Origin of the sequence: Woronichinia naegeliana WA131 (assembly GCA_025370055.1) — a bacterium.
Classification (GTDB): Bacteria; Cyanobacteriota; Cyanobacteriia; order Cyanobacteriales; family Microcystaceae; genus Woronichinia; species Woronichinia naegeliana.
Genome location: CP073041.1, coordinates 2,309,848 through 2,334,994 on the forward strand (window position 1 = coordinate 2,309,848; position 25,147 = coordinate 2,334,994).

Genomic DNA, 25,147 nt, shown 5'->3' on the forward strand with positions numbered 1-25,147 from the left:
CTATCCATGTATTACTTGATTATTTATTATTTTTCATCTTCAAGATAGAACCGTCCTCGTCTAGCTTGCTCTAAGCGATACCTTGCAAAACTTATTTTTTCAGTAAAGTCAATTGGATTTGGAACATGGTTCGGAGGCAAAACTTGCTTGGCGGCCATTTTTATGGCGTTTATGGGGTGCATCCCGTTTTCTATGTTGTTTGCTGCTGTCTGACAAATCGCAGCATAATCAGCCAAATCAGTAATAGGAAAATAATCACGAAGTAATTCATTTTCACTAACAGGCTTACCTAAAGAAGACTCCAGCCTTTGCCTCATGTCAGAAGCCTTCTCTCCTGTAAGAACAAGATTGACTTCGTTGTGGACTCGTCCAAAGAATATCCCTGTTTCTTTAGAACGTGGGTTGTATTGGTTGGATGCCTCTAAAAACGACTTTACCTGATCTGTCAGTGCTGTCCTGCTAGAATTTTTCAATTTATCACGCATAGCAATCCTGTCTATATCTGCTTCCATCTGAGCAGGAGTATAGCCAGAACCCAACCAAGAATGAATCCAGTCTTCTACGAACAAAGAAAAATCATCGTTGACCCACATCGTAAAACGAACAGCAAGACGGGGATGTATCCATGTCCCCTGATATTTGCCACCTTGCTTTACCTCTATTAATTCCGTTACAGGAATTCCTGTAACGAGAGAAAGCTTATTGATGGCGGACTGTGCCATTTTTGTTTGTAGCCAATTGGACGTATCTTTTCTCTCTCCCGTTATCTCCAGATGTGCCTTACATATCTGGGTTGCATTGACATATCCATCTGTTTCTCGCTGATATATGGCAATTCCCTCAATTTTGCGCTCTATAGTCTTAATTCTAGTGTTCATACTCTAAATTCCTTTGATTAACTGGTCTTTATAAGCTTCAGAGATAATTCTTTCCGTTAATTTATCTGGCTTAATCTCATAACCCAAAAATAGTAGATCACTGAGAAATATACAGGACTTGCCATTCTTTGTGAAAACTGACACCCCTGACAAATCAATGATTTTTGTCTCTGTAACACAATCATAGTCGCTTGCGTCTAATCGCCTAGCGAACTCCAAAATATCATTAGCGAGTGAATCGGGAACCCTGATAACTCTTGTTTTCCCGTGATTCCACTTAAACTTTCCTCCTGCGCCAACACGCTTACCACCTCTAGGCATTTTCTTTCTCCTATATTGACTATGTTACACCATCATTATCATAAGTAATGGAAAATGTCATGTAATACATGGTAAAGTATAGCAAAAATTATCCATGAAATACATGGATAAAGCCAGTGTTATACTCTGAACGGGTTAGAACTTAACTTTTTCAAAATGGCTAAAAGCCTTATTAGCAATGGATTTTAGTCCTTTTTTATAAGTCCATTTTTTAGCCGTTTAGAGTATAGAAAGAGTCATGTTTTAGTGGTGTTAGGTGGTGTCGTCATATCCCTTTTCGGGAATCTTACAGACAATCCCTATCGCGGTCGCCGTAACCATGACATATTTTTTGATTTTCCTATTCCATCGAAAATAGAGAGACGGGCCTTCAGTCTCTTCCGTTGATTCCTCATCATGGCCAATTAAATCCTCTGGCTCCTCTTCTAATTCTCTGAAATAGTCCCGAAGAACACCGCCAACCCCGACTGCTCTTGTACCATGTACCTGTTTAACATACTCCAAAAACCAATCACAATCAGCCACAAGGTCACTTTCCTTGCACTGGTACTTTAAGATTTCCGCAATCAACCCCACTGGTGAACTTTCAGCCTGAACAGCTTTTACGTCCAGAATTGGAGAATAATCAACTCGAAGGCATTGCTTCCATAAAGCGATCCAATCAGTCTTGGATAGATAATCTTCCTTGTAATAGCTATCCTTCAACAGGATTAGACAATGGAGATGAGGATGTGCTGATTGCCCATCGCGTCCCCTTGTAATCTCAACCGACTTTATCCAACCTATCCCAGGGAATGCCTTCAACTGGGTTAACCGTCTAAAAGACTGATTAAGATGATGCAATGTCTCTCTTAAATCGGTCAACTCACAATTTTTCATGGTCAACGTCAGAAAAATCCAACGCCCATCAGGATAATCAGTAACTAGGGCTTGCTGAAAAAGTCAAAAAACGAAAGAAATGTGGGTTAGGGGTGCGACCTTTAGTTGATGAAGGAAAAGAAAAGTGTTAACATGAGATGAAAAGTGACAAAGAGGAAACAATGATGACAGCAAAACTAATTAATGTAGAGGGTTCAAAGATAAAAATAGAACTAACATTAGAACTCAGTCGTTCAATGTTGGATACAGAAATAAATATTCAAAAAGGCTTAAACGAAGTAGGTTGCATCGCCAGCAAAGAAGCCTTGAAATATTTAGATACAGATGGTTCACCCTTAAAAATCGGTGAAGAAATCTGGAAGAGTAAGGGAGAGCAACCGAAAGAATATCAAACACCTTATGGTGAGGTTATAGTGAATCGTCATGTATATCAGCGTTCACCTTTGAGGAAAAACGTATTGCCCCTTAGAAAGAGAAGCAAGGATAATCATAACATCAACGCCATTATTGGCAAAACAGGTATCCTCAAAAATGTCAGGGATGGCAGGCAAAGAGGTGAAAAATGATTTATTAGAAAATCATGGTAGAAAAGTAGCGCTATCCTATATCCAAAGATTGAGTGAAGCAGTAGGAAGTGTGGTACAGGCAAAAGAAGAAGCGTGGAGTTATGCCCCGCCCAAGGAGGATAGCCAAATTGCAACAGTGGGAATAGGATTAGATGGAACCTGTATGCTGATGTGTGAGGATGGCTACCGTGAAGCAATGGTGGGAACCGTTTCCCTATACGATAGTGAAGGCGAACGTCAACATACAATCTATCTAGGTGCGGCACCAGAGTATGGAAAAAAGAGTTTTCTAGAAAGATTAGAAAGAGAAATTGAGCGAGCGAAAAACCGTTATCCAGAGGCAACATTGGTCGGGATAGCAGACGGGGCAGAATCAAATTGGAAGTTTTTAGAAAAGCAAACGGAAGAACAGATATTAGATTTCTATCATGCCTCTGGTTACTTAGGTGCCTTGGCAGAAGCGTTGCATCCGAATACCGTGTCAAAACAAAAAGAATGGTTGACTGAAAATTGTCGAGAACTCAAGCATGAAAAAGGAAAAGCAGGAGAACTGCTAAATCTGATGAAAGAAGTCAAAGAAGAAAAAAGTCATTCTAAGAATCTTACCGAGAAACTACAAGCGGCGATTACTTATTACGAGAATCATCAGCATCAAATGGATTATGCTGAATACATAGAGAAAAAGTATCCGATTGGTTCAGGTGTTACGGAAGCAGCTTGTAAGACGTTGGTCAAACAACGATTATGTTGTTCAGGGATGCGATGGAAGGAAAAAGGAGCAGGAATTATTTTGAGCCTACGAGCTTTGGTATTGACCAAGGAACGATGGAGTCAATTTTGGGCAAAACTTGATCAATATGGGTTCCCTGTAGAACCCTGATTACAACAGCTTTTATCAACTAAAGGTCGCACCCTGGGTTAGGGAAGTATGGACTGAAAAAGCATAGATAACTTATCCTTATGGAAACAAATCAAAATACAGATTTTGTTTAATCTATTGTTCCTTTCTGTCTAAAAAGGTCAACACAAATCACTCCTCACAAAAGAGAGGAAAATTAACACCATTTTTCACAAGAAAAACGACTCTACAACTTTTTACTTTTTGTCTTCTGAAGTAGGGCTTGCTGAAAAAGTCAAAAAACGAAAGAAATGTGGGTTAGGGAAGTATGGACTGAAAAAGCATAGATAACTTATCCTTATGGAAACAAATCAAAATACAGATTTTGTTTAATCTATTGTTCCTTTCTGTCTAAAAAGGTCAACACAAATCACTCCTCACAAAAGAGAGGAAAATTAACACCATTTTTCACAAGAAAAACGACTCTACAACTTTTTACTTTTTGTCTTCTGAAGTAGAGTAGAAAGATTCATTACCAAAAAGTTCATCGCAATTACCGTTTCCGAGGTCTCAGGTAGTTTGGCCATCACTCGACCAAGACTAAATTTCCTCTTTCCCTGTCCGAATTTACCCTCAATGGCATTACGCACTCTTTCATCTGAGCGTGCCTCTTTCTTTTTTTCTTTGCTCACCTCTTTCGGCGGTCTTCCCAATCGGGGACCACTCATTCTTATATCCCTTTCTTTACAATAAGCTCGATTCGCTTTTGTTCGATAGATTTTATCCACATGAACCGATTCCGGATAACATCCTGTTTCCCTTTTATATTCTTCTATTCGCGCTTGTAAATCTCCCGATTCGTTGTAATTATCCCAACTTAATTTGTCTAAGAAGACAAAGCCATTCACATTACTTGCCGATATTTTAGCTCCAAACTCTACTGCTTTTCCCGCTTTTCCACGCACTATTGGACGCACGTGAGGTTGGCTTACACTCACAATTCTGTTTTCTACTTTATTTGTCTTTTTTTCATACATTTCTAACTGTTGCTCATACACTTTTCCTATCGTTACAAGCTCTTCTTGCTCTTTTTTCGTTAGTTTTTCTAACTTTGCTCCCTCTTCTATCATTTTTTCTATATCAGACAAGTTTCTTTTTATATATCCTAGTTGTTTTTTTGTTCCTTTTCTTCTTTCTTTTTTTGACACACGACGTTTTTTTGCTATGGCTAAGTACTCTTTTCTTGCCACTTCCCTATAAGTCCTCGGCTTTTCTTTCCTTTTCTCTTTTATTTCTTCATACAGCTTATCTATTATTTTTTCTGTTTTTTCTCTGGCATCATTCAATATTCCTATATCCGTTGGATATTTTATATCTGCTGGTGTACAAGTCGCATCTAACAATAACTTTCCTTCATTTTCTTTTTTTTCTGACGCTACACCCGTCGCTTTTTTTTCTATTTCTTTATTAATTTTATTTATTAATTCCATTCCTATTTTTTTACGAAAATGAACCATCATTGACGCATTAAATGCTTCTTTGCTACTATAGCTTTCCATTCCTATAAAGTACTGTAAATAAGGGTTCTCTTTTATTTGTTCTACTGTTTCTCTGTCACTTTTTCCTGAAATTTCTTTGATAATTAATGCTCCTAATGCCATTCTAAATGATTTGGCTGGGGCTCCTTTTTTTTCTGTGAAGTTTTTTGCATATTCTTCCTCATATTCTTCCCAAAGAATCATTTTTGACATTTCTATCCAACGATTTTCTTCGTCTAACTGCCCGCCGAACAGATTTTTCAAGTTTTCTGGTGTTTCAATTGAGTACTGTTGCTTTCGGTACATCTGCTTTCTCTCTTCTTAATGCAATGGTTTTGAGGCATTCTACCCTATTTTCGTGCATTCTAGCGGTTCTTAATTCGCCTACTATTTTTCTCCGTAAAGGTCTCAGCTTTTTTCAGCAAGCCCGAAGTAGAGTAGAAAGATTCATTACCAAAAAGTTCATCGCAATTACCGTTTCCGAGGTCTCAGGTAGTTTGGCCATCACTCGACCAAGACTAAATTTCCTCTTTCCCTGTCCGAATTTACCCTCAATGGCATTACGCACTCTTTCATCTGAGCGTGCCTCTTTCTTTTTTTCTTTGCTCACCTCTTTCGGCGGTCTTCCCAATCGGAAACCACTCATTCTTATATCCCTTTCTTTACAATAAGCTCGATTCGCTTTTGTTCGATAGATTTTATCCACATGAACCGATTCCGGATAACATCCTGTTTCCCTTTTATATTCTTCTATTCGCGCTTGTAAATCTCCCGATTCGTTGTAATTATCCCAACTTAATTTGTCTAAGAAGACAAAGCCATTCACATTACTTGCCGATATTTTAGCTCCAAACTCTACTGCTTTTCCCGCTTTTCCACGCACTATTGGACGCACGTGAGGTTGGCTTACACTCACAATTCTGTTTTCTACTTTATTTGTCTTTTTTTCATACATTTCTAACTGTTGCTCATACACTTTTCCTATCGTTACAAGCTCTTCTTGCTCTTTTTTCGTTAGTTTTTCTAACTTTGCTCCCTCTTCTATCATTTTTTCTATATGAGACAAGTTTCTTTTTATATATCCTAGTTGTTTTTTTGTTCCTTTTCTTCTTTCTTTTTTTGACACACGACGTTTTTTTGCTATGGCTAAGTACTCTTTTCTTGCCACTTCCCTATAAGTCCTCGGCTTTTCTTTCCTTTTCTCTTTTATTTCTTCATACAGCTTATCTATTATTTTTTCTGTTTTTTCTCTGGCATCATTCAATATTCCTATATCCGTTGGATATTTTATATCTGCTGGTGTACAAGTCGCATCTAACAATAACTTTCCTTCATTTTCTTTTTTTCTGACGCTACACCCGTCGCTTTTTTTTCTATTTCTTTATTAATTTTATTTATTTATTAATTCCATTCCTATTTTTTTACGAAAATGAACCATCATTGACGCATTAAATGCTTCTTTGCTACTATAGCTTTCCATTCCTATAAAGTACTGTAAATAAGGGTTCTCTTTTATTTGTTCTACTGTTTCTCTGTCACTTTTTCCTGAAATTTCTTTGATAATTAATGCTCCTAATGCCATTCTAAATGATTTGGCTGGGGCTCCTTTTTTTTCTGTGAAGTTTTTTGCATATTCTTCCTCATATTCTTCCCAGGGAATCATTTTTGACATTTCTATCCAACGATTTTCTTCGTCTAACTGCCCGCCGAACAGATTTTTCAAGTTTTCTGGTGTTTCAATTGAGTACTGTTGCTTTCGGTACATCTGCTTTCTCTCTTCTTAATGCAATGGTTTTGAGGCATTCTACCCTATTTTCGTGCATTCTAGCGGTTCTTAATTCGCCTACTATTTTTCTCCGTAAAGGTTTCAGCTTTTTTCAGCAAGCCCTATGTAATTTTGGATGCTTATTTTGCTTGCGAACCAGTGCTCAAAAGTTTTCGCCAGAACGCCTTGCATCTAATCACAAGAGTGCGTTGCTCCACCGTCGCCTATGCCCCCTTTTGTTCCGTGCCGACGCTGACGGGGAGAGGACGACCACGGATTTGGGGGAGTTCGATAAAAGATAAAACTAGAAAAGCTGTTCGCTCTGGCGGCGGACTTTCCGACAGCTAAAGTCTGGCTCTATGGTCAACAAGTCACGGTTTCTTATCAGTGCTTTGAGTTCCACTGGGATAGTCCCCATCAGCTCGTCAAGTTTGTTCTGACCCAATTGCCTAACGGACGACGACTGAATTCTGCTTTCTACTGATCTCTGTTTGACTGGACCTGAGATTATTGCCGCTTACGGTCTCCGATTTAAGATTGAAGTCACTTTTCGTCAATTAGTCCATCTTTTGGGCAGCTTTGCCTATCGTTTTTGGCTTAAGAGTCTTCCTACTTTACCTACCTGGCCCAGCAATCTTATCCTCAGTGACTATCCACAAGCTGTTCAGACTCAGATTTTAAACAAGGTAGAAGCCTTTGAGCGTTTTGTTAACCTTAATGCCATTGCTTTAGGGCTACTTCAAATTCTCGCCTTAGAGTTACCCCAGGGGATTTGGGCTAATTTTCCTCGATGGTTTCGGACATTACCATCCCATGGCTACCCTAGTGAACGGATTGCTCAACTAGCCCTTCAACATCAAGCCCAAATGATTTTTCCTCAAAGTCCACCCAGTCTGCTTTTGCCTAAATTCCTTACCGCTAAACTTGCCTCTTCCCCAAGCCCTGATATGCTTACTTTCGTCGCATAGTCATTACCTTATCTGGCGGGTGTGACCTTTAGTTGATGAAGGAAAAGACAAGTGTTAACATGAGATGAAAAGTGACAAAGAGGAAACAATGATGACAGCAAAACTAATTAATGTAGAGGGTTCAAAGATAAAAATAGAACTAACATTAGAACTCAGTCGTTCAATGTTGGATACAGAAATAAATATTCAAAAAGGCTTAAACGAAGTAGGTTGCATCGCCAGCAAAGAAGCCTTGAAATATTTAGATACAGATGGTTCACCCTTAAAAATCGGTGAAGAAATCTGGAAGAGTAAGGGAGAGCAACCGAAAGAATATCAAACACCTTATGGTGAGGTTATAGTGAATCGTCATGTATATCAGCGTTCAGTAGGAGGAAAAACGTATTGCCCCTTAGAAAGAGAAGCAAGGATAATCATAACATCAACGCCATTATTGGCAAAACAGGTATCCTCAAAAATGTCAGGGATGGCAGGCAAAGAGGCGAAAAATGATTTATTAGAAAATCATGGTAGAAAAGTAGCGCTATCCTATATCCAAAGATTGAGTGAAGCAGTAGGAAGTGTGGTACAGGCAAAAGAAGAAGCGTGGAGTTATGCCCCGCCCAAGGAGGATAGCCAAATTGCAACAGTGGGAATAGGATTAGATGGAACCTGTATGCTGATGTGTGAGGATGGCTACCGTGAAGCAATGGTGGGAACCGTTTCCCTATACGATAGTGAAGGCGAACGTCAACCTACAATCTATCTAGGTGCGGCACCAGAGTATGGAAAAAAGAGTTTTCTAGAAAGATTAGAAAGAGAAATTGAGCGAGCGAAAAACCGTTATCCAGAGGCAACATTGGTCGGGATAGCAGACGGGGCAGAATCAAATTGGAAGTTTTTAGAAAAGCAAACGGAAGAACAGATATTAGATTTCTATCATGCCTCTGGTTACTTAGGTGCCTTGGCAGAAGCGTTGCATCCGAATACCGTGTCAAAACAAAAAGAATGGTTGACTGAAAATTGTCGAGAACTCAAGCATGAAAAAGGAAAAGCAGGAGAACTGCTAAATCTGATGAAAGAAGTCAAAGAAGAAAAAAGTCATTCTAAGAATCTTACCGAGAAACTACTAGCGGCGATTACTTATTACGAGAATCATCAGCATCAAATGGATTATGCTGAATACATAGAGAAAAAGTATCCGATTGGTTCAGGTGTTATGGAAGCAGCTTGTAAGACGTTGGTCAAACAACGATTATGTTGTTCAGGGATGCGATGGAAGGAAAAAGGAGCAGGAATTATTTTGAGCCTACGAGCTTTGGTATTGACCAAGGAACGATGGAGTCAATTTTGGGCAAAACTTGATCAATATGGGTTCCCTGTAGAACCCTGATTACAACAGCTTTTATCAACTAAAGGTCGCACCCTATCTGGCATCCATAAACTTCCCACTGTCCAGTAATAATAGTATCTTATACTAAACACGGTCACAGGTTGCGAATTCTAAAAATAAGAGATAATATAATAAAAATAGAAAAATTAGTCAAGAGGCTGAGAAATGATTAAGTTAGAATTTACAGAAGAAGACAAAAGACTGTTGTCTTACGGTCGGTTTAATCACCCGCATCCTAGAGTGCAGCTAAAGATGGAAGTTTTATGGCTAAAAAGTCAGGGATTGTCTCATCAAAAAATTGCTCAATTCGCAGGAGTTTCAGTAAATACGGTGACAAGCTATATCCGTGATTATCAAGAGGGCGGGATAGAAAAACTAAAAGAAATAAAATTTAATCGCCCGAAAAGCGAGTTAACAGAGCATCAAGGGACAATTGAGGCATATTTTGAGTCAAATCCACCAGCAGCAATAAATGAAGCAGTAAAAAGAATAGAAGAATTAACAGGAATAAAAAGAAGTCCGACGCAAGTCAGAAAATTTTTAAAGTCAATAGGAATGAGGTGTCTAAAGGTGGGAACAATTCCATCAAAAGCAGATGTAGAAGCTCAGGATAGCTATAGAGAAAAAGAACTAGAACCAAGGCTAGAAGAGGCAAAAGCAGGAAAAAGGGCAGTTTTCTTTGTAGATGCCTCTCATTTTGTAATGGGAGCATTTGTAAATTTTATATGGTGCTTCAAGAGGATTTTTATTAAGTCACCATCAGGGAGAAAACGTTTTAATGTGTTAGGAGCATTAAATGCAATTACCCATGAAGTAATTATGGTAACGAACAGTTCTTATATTACGGGAACTCAGGTTTGTGAACTCCTAGAAAAGATAGCAGAATTAGGACTATTAATACCGATTACGTTGGTATTAGACAATGCTCGTTATCAAAAATGCCGAATTGTACAGGAGTTGGCAGAATCATTAGGAATAGAGTTACTGTACTTACCTCCTTATTCTCCTAACTTGAATTTAATTGAAAGACTGTGGAAGTTTGTGAAGAAGAAGTGTTTATACGCAAAATATTATGAAGATTTTACGCAGTTTTCTGCAGCAATTTCAGGATGTCTTGAGGATGCTAACGTAAAATATAAGGAGGAGCTTGATTCTCTGCTCACCTTACGATTTCAACGCTTTGATAAATCTCAGATTATGAACGTTTGAAGTATAACTTACGCCTTAGACTACTAGCCGACGCTCTCCACCAAAAAGGACTGAAATGGGAACATCAAGGATTAAGGAAAATAAACATCCCCAAACCAGATGGAACCAAAAGAAGCCTACATATCCCTACCCTTGGGGATAGAGCGTACCAATACCTGTTGAAATATGCCCTTGAACCCGCCCACGAAGACACCTTCTTGGCTCAAAGTCATGGTTTTCGTCTAGGAAGAAGTGTCCACGAAGCCCTACAAAACATCGCAGGATGTATAGTCAGTGGAAAAACAGACACATGGATATTAGACGGAGACATAGAAAAGTGCTTTGACCGCATCAATCATCAGTATCTTCTCAATAACCTCATCTGCGATAAAACAGTTTATAGAGCAATAAAACAGGTACTAAAGGCAGGCGTAGAACCTGAGTTTACGTCAACCCAAACAGGAACCCCACAGGGAGGAGTCATTAGTCCTCTCCTTGCGAATATTGCTCTACACGGAATTGAAGGTAAACGCCTTTATCGATATAAAAATGACAGGAAACAAATCTGTCGAGCCTCGATAATTCGCTATGCTGACGACTTCGTGGTCATCTGCAAAGACTTAACCAAATTGGGAGAAATCAAAGCAGAAATAGAGGCAAAACTGGCAGAACGAGGACTTAAACTTAACGAGGGAAAAACGCGATTGGTAAAAGCCTCTGAGGGATTTGATTTTCTAGGACATCATTGTCAACTTTATCCTGACAAAGTTTTTCGTATGAAACCGTCAAAAGAAAGCATCACGCGACTTTTGAGAAAAGTCAAGAATATTGTTAGAAAATCCCGCCATCTAAGCTGGGAAACTCTGATAAGTAAGCTCAATCCCCTTTTAAGAGGCTGGTGGAATTTCTATAAGTTCTGTGGTAATCGCTCTTTGAGTGACTCGCGAGTGAGGAAAACCCTTCTCTATATTATCCGTAAATGGTTTTTAAGAAAACGGGGCAAAACTGTTAAGGATTTTGTTCAGTTCTACAAAACTGAGGGGCAAAAATTAGTATCTACTGGTAATTGTCCCACCGAAAAATGGATTAAGGTTCAGGGAGAAAAATCTTATTTTGACGGTGATTTGAACTATTGGACGAAAAGAGAGAAACCTTTCTATAACTCAATTTATTCAAAGAAGCTGACGAGCGCAAAAGTTCCAGTGTTGTCATTGTGGACTTAACCTAATCTCTGAAGTAGAATCTTTAGAACTACATCATGTTGATGGAAACCACAATAATTGGAAGTTATCGAATTTACAGATACTTCACCGCAGTTGTCATCAACAACAGACCATACACCAAGAGAGAATTAAACAGGGCAAAAGGGAAACTAACACTAAGTTGAGAAAACAAGGTTGCGGTCAAACTCATATCGAACCTGAATGTTCTAAATTGGATTTTCTGGCGTTGCTTAATCAGGGTATGAAATAGAATTTTGCATACATCTAGAAACCAGTGTGAGTCAATGTTTTAAAAATTGCATCTTTAGAGATTCATACCTCAAGTCAGCAACGCCGATTTTCTATGGTGACATTCCAAACGGAGACTACAGTAGGAGCCGTGTGATGGAGAAATCTGTCTCGCACGGATTCTGTGGAACGCTGGAGTGAGGTGACTTACTCCTTCGATTCCGATTTGACGATGGAATCAAGCCATCCCGTTACGAAGACAAAACTAAGTGCGCTCCTTAAACCAGAAAGCAGAAAATTCAGTACAAGCTCCTGATAAAGGAATATCCCAGGGATCCGCCGGAAGTTCTGAAAAATAACCAAAGTCAAAAATAATGCCAATCGTCGGAATCTTTGCCCAGATAGGTTGGGCCAATAAACGATCATAGTAACCACCGCCGTAACCCAGTCGATATCCTCGGCGATCGCAGGCCAGGGCTGGAACCAGAATTAAATCAACTGAGTGAGGGTCAATTAAAGGAGCATCAGCAGTAGGTTCGAGAATACCATAGGCTCCCTTTTGTAACGGCATTTGAGGTTGCCAAAGATGCCAAATCAGATCTTGATTAATACAGCGAGATAGACCCCATTGCTTATTCAGAGTAAATAGAGAATGCAGATCAGGTTCTTGGCGAATACTGCTATAACTCAAAACAGTTTGGGCTGATTGAAACAGAGGCATCTGGATTAACTGTTGACAAAGTTGTTGACTTTTTTCGCGCCATACTGACTTGGTTAATTGCTGGCGTTGTAGTAACAATTGACGACGTAAATTTTGTTTATTCATCTTTAAGGAGAATGCCACGCTTCACTTTTAACCCTTCCATTAAAAGATGAAAACGCTAAACTAGACCTATTGGGTTAGGCAATACATCATGGCTAGATATAAACAGTCTCGATCCCTTAGTTGGTTTTTAGGAACAGCGATCGCGGTCTTAGTGGCAGGAACTGGAGCGGCTTGGTGGGCTGTTTCTAGCCTTAAACCAAAACCCGAATCCACTACCGTTTTCCCAACTCCCTCCTCCGTTAATCAATCCTCTTCCCAAGCTGTCCCGAAATCTTCCCTAGGGCAACCAAGTCACGCCCAAGTCTATTGGCTCGTGGCTCAGGGAGACAAAACCGCCTTGATTGCAAGTCCTATCACCCTTGCCAAATCTCTCGACAAAAGCCAAAGTTTACAAACTGCCTTAGAACAATTACTTACCCAAACCCCACCGTCATCCCAAAGTAGTGCCATTCCCCCTGGCACTCAGTTATTAAGCGTCAAAAATGATGCCCAAGGAATTCACGTCAATCTCTCCCAAACCTTTACCCAGGGAGGGGGTAGCGAGTCCATGACAGGACGATTAGGGCAACTCATCTACACTGCCACCAGTTTAAATCCCCAGTCCCCCGTCTGGATTGAGGTAGAAGGTAAACCCTTAGAAACCCTCGGCGGTGAAGGACTAATGATTGATCAGCCCATGACTCGCCAACAGTTTGACGAAAACTTCCACGACTCAACCCATCCCTAAATTACCTCCCAGTTCTTCCAATCCTCCCCCTCTCCCAGTCTCCCAGTCCTCCCAGTCCCCCACTCACTCCTCCCCAGTCAATGCGATCGCCACGGGATTCAACTGGTAGTGTTCTGAATCTGTGGATAAGATAAGTCATAATGAATAGACTGACTACGTTCTAGAAATACGCTCCACTGGTCTAGAACATTACCTGAGCTTTGATCACATCTTTTGTTAAGATAGTTTTAGAAATATTCATCCGTTTAAATTTTGAATAAGGAGCTAACAAGGTGCTTTTCTTATTCAAGGTGCTTTTCTTATTAGATTTTCAAGTCGAATATAGCGCGACCATGTCCCAACAGGACTTATTTCAGATTTGGACAGAGGAAGCGGATGCGGCTCTTAATGCTAAACAAGCTGGTGTGGTGGTCGATCTCTGGAAATGTTTCGGGGAACGGCGGGTGATTGCCATTGTTCAGATTGACTCCGTTGATACCCTGGATCAAATTTTATTTACCCTACCCATTATGCAAAAAATGGGGCAACACGTACAGATAAAAGTGACTGCCTTACGACGCTATGAAGATTTCACGGCGGATCTTAAAACCTGGATAGAAAAATAAGATCTAAACCTCATCTAACTTGAAACCCATAGTTTTTTGATTTCCCAAGACAATCCCCCTTGTATCTTAAAGGAAGAGTGGTAGACCGATTCCCCCTTGGTTATAAAAGCCGAGATTTAGTCTAGGTCGCCACTCATCAATCCTTCAAAAACTCGAAAAATCGAGAGGGTCTCGAACCCGTAGTGAACAAGGTCGAGTAATGAAGATAAAAACTCAAAGTAAAGGGGTAAAAGCATGGAAACTCAAGTAGCAAGCCAATGGGTTGGTATAGACGTCAGCAAAGCCAAGTTGGACATAGCTTTACGTCCAGCGAATAAGGTTTTGCAAGTAACCAATCAAGAGTCAGGCTGGCAGGAATTAAGCGAACAACTCAAAAAATACAAAATTGAGTTAATCATCATCGAATCAACAGGAGGAATGGAAAGAGGAGTGGCTCACAAGCTGCAAAAAGAGGAATTCAAGGTAGCAGTGATTAATCCCAAAAGAGCCAGAGATTTTGCCAAGGCATCAGGTCGTCTAGCGAAAACGGACAAAATAGATGCCGAGGTATTAGCCCATTTTGGAGAAGCCTTGCAACCAAGCCCAAAACCGTTAGCATCAGAATCTCAAGTAGCTTTATCCGATTTGGTCAATCGTCGTAGTCAGTTAGTGGAAATGCTAAACAGTGAACAAAAACGAGCGCACAGTGTTCGTAGTAGCACGGCGAAAGCTGACATTGAGACTAATATTCAATGGCTCAAACAAAGGATAAAAGGAATGGATGAGCAGATAGACCAACTGCGGCAAGACAACGAAGAGAGTAAAAAGCAGTATGAGCTATTAACCAGTGTACCTGGAGTGGGCAGAGTAACGGCCGTGACCTTGCTATCAATGTTGCCAGAATTAGGAGAGCTACCATTGAAGAAACTGTCGAGTCTAGTGGGAATTGCTCCCATGAACTGTGACAGTGGGCAAATGCGAGGAAAACGACGTATTATCGGTGGACGAGCAAGGGTGCGTGCCGTGCTGTATATGTCAGCCCTAGTGGCAATACAACACAATCCGGTAATTAAGGCGTTTTATCAAAAATTGCTCCAGGCAGGTAAGGCCAAAAAAGTAGCTTTAATTGCCCAGGGCGAACGCATCTAAAAATGATACAGATACAAGAACATTATAGAGGGATGGATAAGGGAAAATAAGGGAAAGTGCATAGAAAACAAAAGCGATGAAACTCCGACCCAAATATAGACTGGTAGAACACTTTGCCGAAATAGATGACCCTCGCATCGAACGAACAAAACGGCATAAACTCATTGATATTCTAACGATTGCCATCTTAGCCGTCATTTGTGGAGCAGAAGGTTGGGTAGCCATGGAAAGTTTCGGCAAGGCTAAACATCAATGGCTAAAAAAAATTTTGGAATTGCCGAATGGCATCCCCTCCGACGATACGTTTGCGCGTGTATTTGCTAGTCTGAATCCAGAGCAATTTCAAGACTGTTTTCTGCATTGGGTCAAAAGTATAGCGGAGGTAAGTGAAGGAGAAGTGATAGCGATTGACGGCAAAACCCTTCGCCACTCCTATGACAATGCCAACGGAAAGGGCGCAATTCAGATGGTAAGTGCATGGGCAACAGCAAATCGTCTAGTACTAGGACAGTGCAAGGTGGAAAGCAAATCGAATGAAATCACGGCGATTCCTAAACTCCTGAAAATGCTAGAGGTCAAAGGTTGTATCGTAACGATTGATGCCATGGGAACTCAGACAAAGATTGCCCAACAGATAGTAGGGCGAGGGGGAGATTATGTTTTGGCATTGAAAGGCAATCAAGGTAATTTATGTGAGGATGTTGAACAATTATTTGCTCATGCTCAATCGGTTAATTTTGTGGGAATTAAGCATGATTTTCATCAAACAATAGACAAGGGACATGGACGGATTGAAATTCGCCGTTGCTGGACGATGGAACAAACAGAATTTTTGCTGGGTGCGGAGAAATGGGCAAAGTTGACGAGCATCTGTATGATTAAAGCGGAGAGACGATTGAAAGACAAAACAGAGTATGAGACTCGCTACTATATCAGTAGCCTGCCGAGTAATGCTCAAAAATTATCCCAATCTGTTCGTAGTCATTGGTTGATAGAAAACTCTTTACATTGGGTTCTAGACTTGGCCTTCAACGAGGATGCTTGTCGCATTCGTAAGGATTTTGCTCCTGAGAATTTAGCCGTCTTACGCCATATCGCTCTTAACTTGCTCACAAAGGAAAATACTCTGAAACTTGGTATCAAGAATAAACGGCTACGCGCTGGTTGGAACGAGGACTATCTCCTTAAGGTTTTACTCGGATAAGATGCGTTTGCCCTGTTTAATTGCCTGCGCTCATAAGCTATTGGGATTTCTTCATGCTATAGTCAAGAGTCAAAAACCTTGGCGATGTCCTGAAAATATAGAGACAAAGGAGGAAAAACTGCAAGCGTGCTAATTCTCTGATATTGGTTGAAAGAGTTAACATAACTCATTCTCTGACGAGTTGTATGAGGATGAGTTGTTTGTTTTGACTAATTTTATTTGATAGCGATCCTATCAAGGCCTTGACAAACAAGATAATCGCTAAATCTCCCAATTCTGGGGGACTTTGAACCGAGAAAGATACCGATTTCCCCCCAAGTTTGGGGGGCAGGGGGCAAAACAAGGTTAACGGGTAGATGTGTGTACACGGCAGCCTTAAAAAGGGGAACCTGTTCCCAGGATATCTCTAAAAAAACTACAGTTACCAAAATGGATGGAGTTTATTATTTTTTGTAACCTTAAGTCTAACAAAAATGAGTCAATTTTAGGAGTTTCCCCATTCTAAAAATTATACAGTTTTAACTTGTGACAGAAATTTCTCCCACTCCTAGCCTACGAGATCTCGAAAATTTACTCCAACAAATTTGGGGTTATTCGTCCTTTCGTTTTCCCCAGGCAGAAGTGATTCAATCTCTTTTAAACGCTCAGGATGCGGTTGTTGTGATGCCAACGGGCGGCGGAAAGTCGATTTGTTTCCAATTACCCGCCGTTCTTCAAGAGGGATTAACCATTGTCGTTTCTCCTCTTATTGCCCTCATGGAAAATCAAGTGCAGGAATTACGCGATCGCCGTTTATCGGCCGCTTGTTTACACAATGAATTATCTCGTTATCACCGCCGCCAAGTGCTGCAATCCTTAGCACAGGGTCAACTAAGCTTATTGTATGTCGCGCCTGAAACCCTACTTAGTCCTAACCTTTGGACGATTCTCTGTCAGCCCCAGATCAAGATTCGGGGTTTGATGTTGGACGAAGCCCATTGCCTAGTACAGTGGGGAGATAGCTTTCGGCCAGTTTATCGTCGTTTGGGGAGTTTTCGTCAGGCTCTCCTCCGGCAAAATCCCCAGGCGAAACCCTTTGGCATTGCCGCTTTTACGGCTACGGCAACCCCCGAAACGCAACAGGATATCGCCACTAGTTTACAGTTAAAAAAACCTCGTATTTTTGCCCTCAGTCCCTACCGTTCCCATTTACGATTGATGGTAAAAATTGCCTGGAGTAATCGTTGTCGGCGAGATTTGATGCTCAATTTTATTAATCTTCATCCTGGCCAGAGTGGCTTAATTTATGTGCGATCGCGGCGGGAAAGTGAACTTTTGAGCCAAGCATTACGCTTATTAAAATATGAAACAATTGCCTATCATGGTGGCTTAGGATCTCAACAAAGACGGGAAATTGAACAACAATGGTTAAGGGGAGAATTGCCCTTTGTGGTTTGTACAAATGCCTTTGGGCTAGGGATTAATAAACCCGATATTCGTTGGATTTTGCACTATCATCCTCCCGCTTTATTATCGGAATATCTTCAGGAAATTGGTCGAGGGGGACGGGATCAATTACCGGCAAATTGTTTGACCCTGATTAGTGAACCAACGGGCTGGCTTGATCCCAGCGATCGCCAACGTCAAGGCTTTTTTCAACAGCAATTAGAGCAACAATACCGTCAAGCCACTGCGATCGCTCGTCAAATTCCTCGCCAAGGAGAAATCCAAGCAATTAAGGCCACCTTTCCCGATCTAGAATTATCCCTTTCTCTGCTTCACTGTCTAGGACAACTGGAATGGTTAGATCCCTTTCATTATCGTTTGCTCAATGACCGTCACTCACCTCATTTTTCCCCTATCAATGCCATAGCAGTCCAATCTGTTCAACCTTACCTAAGAACTCGCCGATGTCGTTGGCAATTTTTGCTTCAGGCCTTTGGTTGGTTATCGGAGGCAAAAAATTTGGCCTGTGGTCAATGTGATAATTGTCGTCGCTTTAAGTTCAAACTTTAAATTAAGACTTCGCATCACCCGGAGGTTCTTCTGGCTTTGCGGTAGAAGATGTATAATATAATAAGATACAGTATATGAGGATGGCATCAATGTTATTTTTTCTGGAAAATCTCCTGAATTTGCCAAAGGTAAGCATAAGAAATGTTATTCAAGAACAGCAATTCTAAATTTGCGCTGTAGCAAGGGTTTCAGGTTTTAGTTCGCGTAATACGGGGTAAAATTTAACGGGATTAACAAGTTCATTTTACGAGTCTTCAAGCTTTTAGGCAAAATAGTACATCTAGGGTTGCCCCAAAAACCCCCTTTAAAATGTTCTTTAAATCCCTAAAAGGCTTGCTGTGTCTAAAACTGAGAATTGCTGATTCAACCCACATTCCGTACTTGGCAACAAGAATTTTAATTAATACGAACAAGTCTAGATTAGCAGAAGTGCTTCCCCACAAAGGTTTCAGGAATCACAATCTGCTGATCAACAAAAGTACGCCTCTTTATGCAGCACAAAAGCACTGATAAACGCACTACTATAGTCTTTCCTTCTCCGTCTATATCTAGTGTTGTGATGGCTAATGATGCCTGCATATAGCGTGTAAATTTTAAATTATTTATTTTCTTCTAATTGGTACGGAATATGGATTTAAACGCGATCGCAGACCTCATTTTAATTCTGTCCTCAAGAGCGATCATTTTTACATTTGAAATATTAGGTTTGCTCGTCACAATCGGAATCGAAGGAGTAAGTCACCTCACTCCAGCGTTCCACAGAATCTGTGCGAGACAGATTTCTCCATCACACGGCTCCTACTGTAGTCTCCGTTTGGAATGTCACCATAGAAAATCCAATTTAGAACATTCAGGTTCGATAGGGGTTTGACCGCAACCTTGTTTTCTAGACTTAGTTTTGGTTTCCCTTTTGCCCTGTTTAATTCTCTCTTGGTGTATGGTCTGTTGTTGATGACAACTGCGGTGAAGTATCTGTAAATTCGATAACTTCCAATTATTGTGTTTTCCATCAACATGATGTAGTTCTAAAGATTCTACTTCAGAGATTAGGTTAAGTCCACAATGTCAACACTGGAACTTTTGCTGAGTAAGTTTCTTTGAATAAATTGAGTTATAGAAAGGTTTCTCTCTTTTCGTCCAATAATTCAAATCACCATCAAAATAAGATTTTTCTCCCTGAACTTTAATCCATTTTCTTGTAGGACAATTACCAGTAGATACCAATTTTTGTCCCTCAGTTTTGTAGAACTTGACAAAATCTTTAACTGTTTTGCCTCGTTTTCTCAAAAACCATTTACGGATGATATGGAGAAGGGTTTTTCTCACTCGCGAGTCACTCAAAGAGCGATTACCACAGAACTTATAGAAATTCCACCAGCCTCTTAAAAGGGGATTTAGCTTATTTATCAGAGTTTCCCAGCTTAGATGGCGGGATTTTCTAACAATATGCTTGACTTTCCTTAAAAGTTGCGTGATGCTTTCTTTTGACGGTTTCATACGAAACACTTTGTCAGGATAAAGTTGACAATGATGTCCTAGAAAATCAAATCCCTCGGAGGCTGGCTCTCCCCTTGTCTGTGTGTAATGTTATGTTACGAGTTAAAGCAAGCTAACAATTTAAGCCGTAGATGCTCAAATTAGCAAATCCATAACTTTTCCTTTTTATTAATTTAATTTTTGTATTCATCCCTTCCGTTAATCCATTAGTTGTATGGTTTTCAAAATAATTGCATATACCTGTCAAATGAGTTTTCAGCATACCCACACTTTTTTTATAGAATAGGCACGCTGTTCTCATCCATTTTTCAAATTTTCTCCTTGCACCATTTGTCGTTCTTGAATGCTCATAAATATCTCTAATCTCTTCCTTCATTTCATACGCTATTCCTAAACAAGGATACATTTTCAATATCTCTTCTAACTCTTCTCTTTTTTCTTTTTTTAACTCTTCTTTATTTTTCCATAATAGGTATGTTAAACCCTTTTTATGGATATTCATTTTCTTTCTCAATTTATTCAATTCTTCATTTATATTTTTCATTACATGAAATCTATCATAGACGATTTTAGCATTTACAAATAACTCCTTTATTGCTGACGTAAATCCCTCCCACATATCCACACTTACTTCCTTTACATTCTCTCTAACCCTTGCTGGCTGCACCTTTAGGGCTTCTATTATCTCTTCTTTTTTGTGTCCTTTTATTACTTCTAACAATTCCTTTTTATTTATATCTATCACTGTTGTAATAAAGTCTTTTTTTCCTTTTCTATTACTAAATTCGTCTAAACTTATCTTTTCTGGTAATTCCCATTCCTTCTTTTCTGCCTGCTTTGCATACTCTTCAAATATTGATTCCAATGTTCCCCAACTTATTTCTTCTTCTTGCCTTACCTCTTCTACATTTTTCTTCTTTACTTGCTCATAAATCTTTTCTTCATAACGAATTGTATAATGTTTTCTTAGCCGCATAAAGTCCAGTCTTTCTGTTATGTATTTCTGACATTTTTCACAATGGAACTGGCGGCGGGGCACTTCCAGATATACTTTCTTTCCCAATAGGGATAAATCCCGAACCAAATTATACTCTATTTGATTTATATCTTCCAATTCTTTATGACAATTTGGACATTCCATTACTTCGTTTTTCATTTTTAATTTTAAGAACAAAGCACCATCTATTTCTCGATAGTTTACGACTGTTACCTTTGGCAAACCTAGTAGCTCATCCAAGTTTATCCACATACTCCACCTCCTACTGTGGTATTACTGTTATACACTTTCCACACAGTTGGGGGAAGAGCCGGAGGCTTTTACCAATCGAGTTTTTCCCTCGTTAAGTCTGAGTCCTCGTTCTGCCAGTTTTGTCTCTATTTCTGCTTTGATTTCTCCCATTTTGGTTAAGTCTTTGCAGATAACCACGAAGTCGTCAGCATAGCGAATTATCGAGGCTCGACAGATTTGTTTCCTGTCATTTTTATATCGATAAAGGCGGGTAGTGATTCGATAGTAGTGGTGGCGGCTTAAGCCTTTGCTAATTGGGCATTGTAGTCGTGTATAAAGTACCAAATTGCCCCAATATGATTTTCCACATTTTTGGAAAAAGAGAGGCTTTTTCGCACCAGTCGAGAGATTCTTTGTCGAAAGGTATTATTTAATCTTTCAACATGATTAGTTTGTCCCGTCTCTTTACCGACTGCTCGATGACGTTTACTGGGAATAACTTTCTCATAAGATACCCAAAAATCCGTGTAAGCAACGGCACATTGTCGGTAAACAGCAGGCAAACTTGCCCAAAGTTTTTTGGCTGATGCACGGCTTCTGTCCCCAATATAACAACCAACAATGTCTCTTGTTGTTCTGTCTATAGCTAACCAGACATAAAACTTATTTTCTTTGGAGAAAACAAATGACCAAAGCTCATCACATTCGATAGTCAATTTTCCTCGCGCTTTTTCTGAAACGCTTATCTGACGAGGTACCGCAGCAAATTTATCATTAACATAATTCTGTAACCATGACCAACTTACTCCTGTGACTCTTTCAATTCCCCGTAGAGAAATTCGCTCTAATAGGAGCCTATCAATTAATTGTTTTGTCTGTTCTGAAACTCTCTTCTGACTAGAGTTAATAACAAACTGGCGACCACAGTCTTTACATAGATTTTTGGGCTTACCATTATGGGCGGAACCATTCTTAATAGTGTGATAAGAGCCACAACTTGGGCAAGGCTGTTTAAAATTAGTCTTTGAGGGACAATATTTCTCTGCCAATTGCTGTTCTACTGTCAATTGATTTAAGACAAAAAATAATAGCGCAAAAATGTTAGCCATAAAAACGTTGATTTAGGGGATAGATTTGAGAAAAATTTATATTAGTTGATATTCTAAGCTGTCATCAGTTTAACTTGCAATAATACTTGAGCCCTTGTTTTTGATTTTACGTCCCCAACATATTGTCAATCCACCTTCATTAAGAAGTTTATGGATGAGAGATTCTAATTCTTCAATTGATTTGAATAATTTATTTGCAATATATTCTTTGGCTGAATGCCATACCAATTCCATTAAATTATAATCGGGACTATAGGGGGGTAAAAACTCCAAAATAATGTTTGGCATTTCTTCCGTGCTCTCGTCTAGAATTTCTTGCTTTTTGTGGAAGCTCGCATTATCTAAAATAATCACAATCTTCGGACCATTCTTTTCAAAGTCTTCTTTTTTATTTCCTTGTTCTATCCATTCTCTTTGTATGTCTTTGTAAAATTTTAATAATACACTCTTGAAGTTCTGAGAGTTACCAGTGGGAATCAAATCAACCCACCGTTTTTTGTCAGTATATCTAATACCACCCATTACATTGACTCTTCCTTTTCTTCTATCTCCCCTCACTTTTTTACGCTTTCCTTTTTTTGTCCAATGTTTTCTCCGTATTACTCTTAAGCTGAAGCCACTTTCATCCCAAAACCATATCTGGATTGATTCTGGCTTTTCTTTCAAAAGCTTCTTGTACTCTTCAACTTTCTTTCTAAATTCCTCTCTTTTTTGCTCATCTTGTTTATCTTCTAGACTATATTTTGCCCAGATGTAGACAAATCGCTTTTTTTTAAGCATATTTCTAAGTTGTGTATTTCCTAACAATATACCCGTTTCTTTTTCCATATGAGTTGATAGTCTTGCTACTGTCCAACGTCCAAATTCATATCCAAACTCTTCAGGCTCTTTGATTATTATCTCCGTCAATTTCTCTATGTATTCTTCTGTTACTTTCCTGTGATTTCCTTTTTTTCTTTTGTCTCTTAAGCTTTCTATCTCTTTCGGATTTCCATTATTGCACCAGTACCACACTTGTCGTTTACAACATCCTAATAATCCTGATATTTCATCATACGTTTTTCCTTCATTTCTCAGTAACATAATCAATATTCTCTCTCTTGTAACTGCGTGCTCTTCCGTTTTAAGGGCTTTTTGTAGCTCTTTCTTGGTCTTTTGGTCTAAGAAGTTTAACGTCAGCATAGTCATACAAAAAAGTAAGTCTATATATTCTACCTTATATCCACTTAGAGTGATGACAGCTTACATCATCCCTGCCATATAAGCTATTTAGACCACCACTACTATCGAATCACTACCAAAGGCGTTTACCTTCAATTCCGTGTAGAGCAATATTCGCAAGGAGAGGACTAATGACTCCTCCCTGTGGGGTTCCTGTTTGGGTTGACGTAAACTCAGGTTCTACGCCTGCCTTTAGTACCTGTTTTATTGCTCTATAAACTGTTTTATCGCAGAGGGTGCGACCTTTAGTTGATAAAAGCTGTTGTAATCAGGGTTCTACAGGGAACCCATATTGATCAAGTTTTGCCCAAAATTGACTCCATCGTTCCTTGGTCAATACCAAAGCTCGTAGGCTCAAAATAATTCCTGCTCCTTTTTCCTTCCATCGCATCCCTGAACAACATAATCGTTGTTTGACCAACGTCTTACAAGCTGCTTCCGTAACACCTGAACCAATCGGATACTTTTTCTCTAAGTATTCAGCATAATCCATTTGATGCTGATGATTCTCGTAATAAGTAATCGCCGCTTGTAGTTTCTCGGTAAGATTCTTAGAATGACTTTTTTCTTCTTTGACTTCTTTCATCAGATTTAGCAGTTCTCCTGCTTTTCCTTTTTCATGCTTGAGTTCTCGACAATTTTCAGTCAACCATTCTTTTTGTTTTGACACGGTATTCGGATGCAACGCTTCTGCCAAGGCACCTAAGTAACCAGAGGCATGATAGAAATCTAATATCTGTTCTTCCGTTTGCTTTTCTAAAAACTTCCAATTTGATTCTGCCCCGTCTGCTATCCCGACCAATGTTGCCTCTGGATAACGGTTTTTCGCTCGCTCAATTTCTCTTTCTAATCTTTCTAGAAAACTCTTTTTTCCATACTCTGGTGCCGCACCTAGATAGATTGTAGGTTGACGTTCGCCTTCACTATCGTATAGGGAAACGGTTCCCACCATTGCTTCACGGTAGCCATCCTCACACATCAGCATACAGGTTCCATCTAATCCTATTCCCACTGTTGCAATTTGGCTATCCTCCTTGGGCGGGGCATAACTCCACGCTTCTTCTTTTGCCTGTACCACACTTCCTACTGCTTCACTCAATCTTTGGATATAGGATAGCGCTACTTTTCTACCATGATTTTCTAATAAATCATTTTTCACCTCTTTGCCTGCCATCCCTGACATTTTTGAGGATACCTGTTTTGCCAATAATGGCGTTGATGTTATGATTATCCTTGCTTCTCTTTCTAAGGGGCAATACGTTTTTCCTCAAAGGTGAACGCTGATATACATGACGATTCACTATAACCTCACCATAAGGTGTTTGATATTCTTTCGGTTGCTCTCCCTTACTCTTCCAGATTTCTTCACCGATTTTTAAGGGTGAACCATCTGTATCTAAATATTTCAAGGCTTCTTTGCTGGCGATGCAACCTACTTCGTTTAAGCCTTTTTGAATATTTATTTCTGTATCCAACATTGAACGACTGAGTTCTAATGTTAGTTCTATTTTTATCTTTGAACCCTCTACATTAATTAGTTTTGCTGTCATCATTGTTTCCTCTTTGTCACTTTTCATCCCATGTTAACACTTTTCTTTTCCTTCATCAACTAAAGGTCACACCCATCGCAGATAAGGTGATTGAGAAGATACTGATGATTGATGCGGTCAAAGCACTTTTCTATGTCTCCGTCTAATAGGGAGCATCTCACCTTTGCAATAAGTAGAAATACTTAACGAGGTAAATGAAAGAGTCAAAAAAGGTAATCATTTAAATAGGGCTTGCTGAATAAGTATAGAACCCTTGCCAGATAATGCTTTCAAGCATTTTAAAAACGATCAGG

Annotated in this window: 17 protein-coding genes and 5 pseudogenes; 11 read left to right on the forward strand and 11 right to left on the reverse strand. The window is 39.6% G+C overall.

Annotated features, from left to right (window positions below):
- Nucleotides 1–26 precede the first annotated feature (26 nt).
- The 3 genes from KA717_11850 to KA717_11860 form a co-directional block, all read right to left on the reverse strand.
- Nucleotides 27–878 carry a KilA-N domain-containing protein gene (locus tag KA717_11850; GenBank protein ID UXE63274.1) on the reverse strand — a complete coding sequence of 284 codons (852 nt, stop codon included), beginning with the start codon at nucleotides 876–878 and terminating at the stop codon, nucleotides 27–29.
- Nucleotides 879–881: 3 nt separating this feature from the next.
- Complete coding sequence (locus KA717_11855) at nucleotides 882–1,199, reverse strand: hypothetical protein (protein UXE63275.1); 318 nt, start codon at nucleotides 1,197–1,199, stop codon at nucleotides 882–884.
- Nucleotides 1,200–1,451: 252 nt separating this feature from the next.
- Nucleotides 1,452–2,078, reverse strand: a complete 627-nt coding sequence (locus KA717_11860; GenBank protein ID UXE63276.1) for a protein rep — start codon at nucleotides 2,076–2,078, stop codon at nucleotides 1,452–1,454.
- 164 nt (nucleotides 2,079–2,242) lie between these two features.
- On the opposite strand from KA717_11860, the pseudogene KA717_11865 reads away from it, so the two are divergent.
- Nucleotides 2,243–3,524 (forward strand): annotated as a pseudogene (locus tag KA717_11865) (ISKra4 family transposase).
- 464 nt (nucleotides 3,525–3,988) lie between these two features.
- On the opposite strand, the pseudogene KA717_11870 reads toward KA717_11865, so the two are convergent.
- A pseudogene (locus tag KA717_11870) lies at nucleotides 3,989–5,326 on the reverse strand (IS5 family transposase).
- 121 nt (nucleotides 5,327–5,447) lie between these two features.
- Nucleotides 5,448–6,785: pseudogene (locus KA717_11875) on the reverse strand (IS5 family transposase).
- Nucleotides 6,786–6,917: 132 nt separating this feature from the next.
- Between KA717_11875 and KA717_11880 the strand changes: the two are divergent.
- The 5 genes from KA717_11880 (at nucleotide 6,918) to KA717_11900 (ending at nucleotide 11,536) form a co-directional block, all read left to right on the forward strand.
- Complete coding sequence (locus KA717_11880; protein UXE63277.1) at nucleotides 6,918–7,133, forward strand: hypothetical protein; 216 nt, start codon at nucleotides 6,918–6,920, stop codon at nucleotides 7,131–7,133.
- A gap of 143 nt (nucleotides 7,134–7,276) precedes the next feature.
- Nucleotides 7,277–7,753, forward strand: coding sequence for a hypothetical protein (locus KA717_11885; GenBank protein ID UXE63278.1), 477 nt, complete (start codon nucleotides 7,277–7,279; stop codon nucleotides 7,751–7,753).
- A gap of 91 nt (nucleotides 7,754–7,844) precedes the next feature.
- Nucleotides 7,845–9,125 carry an ISKra4 family transposase gene (locus tag KA717_11890; protein UXE64635.1) on the forward strand — a complete coding sequence of 427 codons (1,281 nt, stop codon included), beginning with the start codon at nucleotides 7,845–7,847 and terminating at the stop codon, nucleotides 9,123–9,125.
- A 165-nt stretch (nucleotides 9,126–9,290) separates the two neighbouring features.
- Nucleotides 9,291–10,334, forward strand: a complete 1,044-nt coding sequence (locus tag KA717_11895; protein ID UXE63279.1) for an IS630 family transposase — start codon at nucleotides 9,291–9,293, stop codon at nucleotides 10,332–10,334.
- Complete coding sequence (locus tag KA717_11900; GenBank protein UXE63280.1) at nucleotides 10,331–11,536, forward strand: RNA-dependent DNA polymerase; 1,206 nt, start codon at nucleotides 10,331–10,333, stop codon at nucleotides 11,534–11,536. The genes KA717_11895 and KA717_11900 overlap by 4 nt, the downstream gene beginning before the upstream one ends.
- A 493-nt stretch (nucleotides 11,537–12,029) precedes the next feature.
- Here the strand turns inward: KA717_11900 and KA717_11905 are convergent, their stop codons facing one another.
- Nucleotides 12,030–12,590, reverse strand: a complete 561-nt coding sequence (locus KA717_11905; GenBank protein UXE63281.1) for a 5-formyltetrahydrofolate cyclo-ligase — start codon at nucleotides 12,588–12,590, stop codon at nucleotides 12,030–12,032.
- An 88-nt stretch (nucleotides 12,591–12,678) separates the two neighbouring features.
- Between KA717_11905 and KA717_11910 the strand changes: the two genes are divergently transcribed.
- The 5 genes from KA717_11910 (at nucleotide 12,679) to KA717_11930 (ending at nucleotide 18,249) form a co-directional block, all read left to right on the forward strand.
- Nucleotides 12,679–13,317: a GerMN domain-containing protein gene (locus tag KA717_11910; GenBank protein UXE63282.1), complete on the forward strand. Its 639-nt coding sequence runs from the start codon at nucleotides 12,679–12,681 to the stop codon at nucleotides 13,315–13,317.
- Between the two features lie 332 nt (nucleotides 13,318–13,649).
- On the forward strand, nucleotides 13,650–13,922 hold the full coding sequence (locus KA717_11915; protein ID UXE63283.1) for a muconolactone Delta-isomerase family protein: 273 nt from the start codon (nucleotides 13,650–13,652) through the stop codon (nucleotides 13,920–13,922).
- Nucleotides 13,923–14,156: 234 nt separating this feature from the next.
- The gene (locus tag KA717_11920) at nucleotides 14,157–15,050 is read left to right on the forward strand and encodes an IS110 family transposase (protein UXE63284.1); all 894 of its coding nucleotides are present in this window, start codon (nucleotides 14,157–14,159) and stop codon (nucleotides 15,048–15,050) included.
- A 76-nt stretch (nucleotides 15,051–15,126) separates the two neighbouring features.
- Nucleotides 15,127–16,254: an ISAs1 family transposase gene (locus KA717_11925; GenBank protein UXE63285.1), complete on the forward strand. Its 1,128-nt coding sequence runs from the start codon at nucleotides 15,127–15,129 to the stop codon at nucleotides 16,252–16,254.
- Between the two features lie 525 nt (nucleotides 16,255–16,779).
- A complete protein-coding gene (locus KA717_11930) occupies nucleotides 16,780–18,249 on the forward strand; it encodes an ATP-dependent DNA helicase (protein ID UXE63286.1) in 1,470 nt (489 codons plus the stop codon).
- A gap of 1,065 nt (nucleotides 18,250–19,314) precedes the next feature.
- On the opposite strand, the gene KA717_11935 is transcribed toward KA717_11930, so the two are convergent.
- From KA717_11935 to KA717_11955, 5 genes and pseudogenes are all read right to left on the reverse strand, one after another.
- Nucleotides 19,315–19,746, reverse strand: a complete 432-nt coding sequence (locus KA717_11935) for a hypothetical protein (GenBank protein ID UXE63287.1) — start codon at nucleotides 19,744–19,746, stop codon at nucleotides 19,315–19,317.
- Between the two features lie 95 nt (nucleotides 19,747–19,841).
- Nucleotides 19,842–20,995 (reverse strand): annotated as a pseudogene (locus tag KA717_11940) (ISL3 family transposase).
- 278 nt (nucleotides 20,996–21,273) lie between these two features.
- Nucleotides 21,274–22,083 (reverse strand): IS1 family transposase, encoded by an 810-nt coding sequence (locus KA717_11945; protein UXE63288.1) that lies wholly within the window; start codon nucleotides 22,081–22,083, stop codon nucleotides 21,274–21,276.
- A 69-nt stretch (nucleotides 22,084–22,152) separates the two neighbouring features.
- A complete protein-coding gene (locus tag KA717_11950) occupies nucleotides 22,153–23,265 on the reverse strand; it encodes an IS630 family transposase (protein UXE64636.1) in 1,113 nt (370 codons plus the stop codon).
- Between the two features lie 307 nt (nucleotides 23,266–23,572).
- Nucleotides 23,573–24,854 (reverse strand): annotated as a pseudogene (locus KA717_11955) (ISKra4 family transposase).
- Nucleotides 24,855–25,147 lie beyond the last annotated feature (293 nt).

What these genes read in the sequence shown, in the direction of transcription:
- KA717_11850 (UXE63274.1), bottom strand. Translation starts at nt 878, where the DNA reads ATGAACACTAGAATTAAGACTATAGAGCGCAAAATTGAGGGAATTGCC.
- KA717_11855 (UXE63275.1), bottom strand. Translation starts at nt 1,199, where the DNA reads ATGCCTAGAGGTGGTAAGCGTGTTGGCGCAGGAGGAAAGTTTAAGTGG.
- KA717_11860 (UXE63276.1), bottom strand. Translation starts at nt 2,078, where the DNA reads ATGAAAAATTGTGAGTTGACCGATTTAAGAGAGACATTGCATCATCTT.
- KA717_11890 (UXE64635.1), top strand. Translation starts at nt 7,845, where the DNA reads ATGACAGCAAAACTAATTAATGTAGAGGGTTCAAAGATAAAAATAGAA.
- KA717_11895 (UXE63279.1), top strand. Translation starts at nt 9,291, where the DNA reads ATGATTAAGTTAGAATTTACAGAAGAAGACAAAAGACTGTTGTCTTAC.
- KA717_11905 (UXE63281.1), bottom strand. Translation starts at nt 12,590, where the DNA reads ATGAATAAACAAAATTTACGTCGTCAATTGTTACTACAACGCCAGCAA.
- KA717_11910 (UXE63282.1), top strand. Translation starts at nt 12,679, where the DNA reads ATGGCTAGATATAAACAGTCTCGATCCCTTAGTTGGTTTTTAGGAACA.
- KA717_11915 (UXE63283.1), top strand. Translation starts at nt 13,650, where the DNA reads ATGTCCCAACAGGACTTATTTCAGATTTGGACAGAGGAAGCGGATGCG.
- KA717_11920 (UXE63284.1), top strand. Translation starts at nt 14,157, where the DNA reads ATGGAAACTCAAGTAGCAAGCCAATGGGTTGGTATAGACGTCAGCAAA.
- KA717_11925 (UXE63285.1), top strand. Translation starts at nt 15,127, where the DNA reads ATGAAACTCCGACCCAAATATAGACTGGTAGAACACTTTGCCGAAATA.
- KA717_11935 (UXE63287.1), bottom strand. Translation starts at nt 19,746, where the DNA reads ATGAAACCGTCAAAAGAAAGCATCACGCAACTTTTAAGGAAAGTCAAG.
- KA717_11945 (UXE63288.1), bottom strand. Translation starts at nt 22,083, where the DNA reads ATGGCTAACATTTTTGCGCTATTATTTTTTGTCTTAAATCAATTGACA.
- KA717_11950 (UXE64636.1), bottom strand. Translation starts at nt 23,265, where the DNA reads ATGCTGACGTTAAACTTCTTAGACCAAAAGACCAAGAAAGAGCTACAA.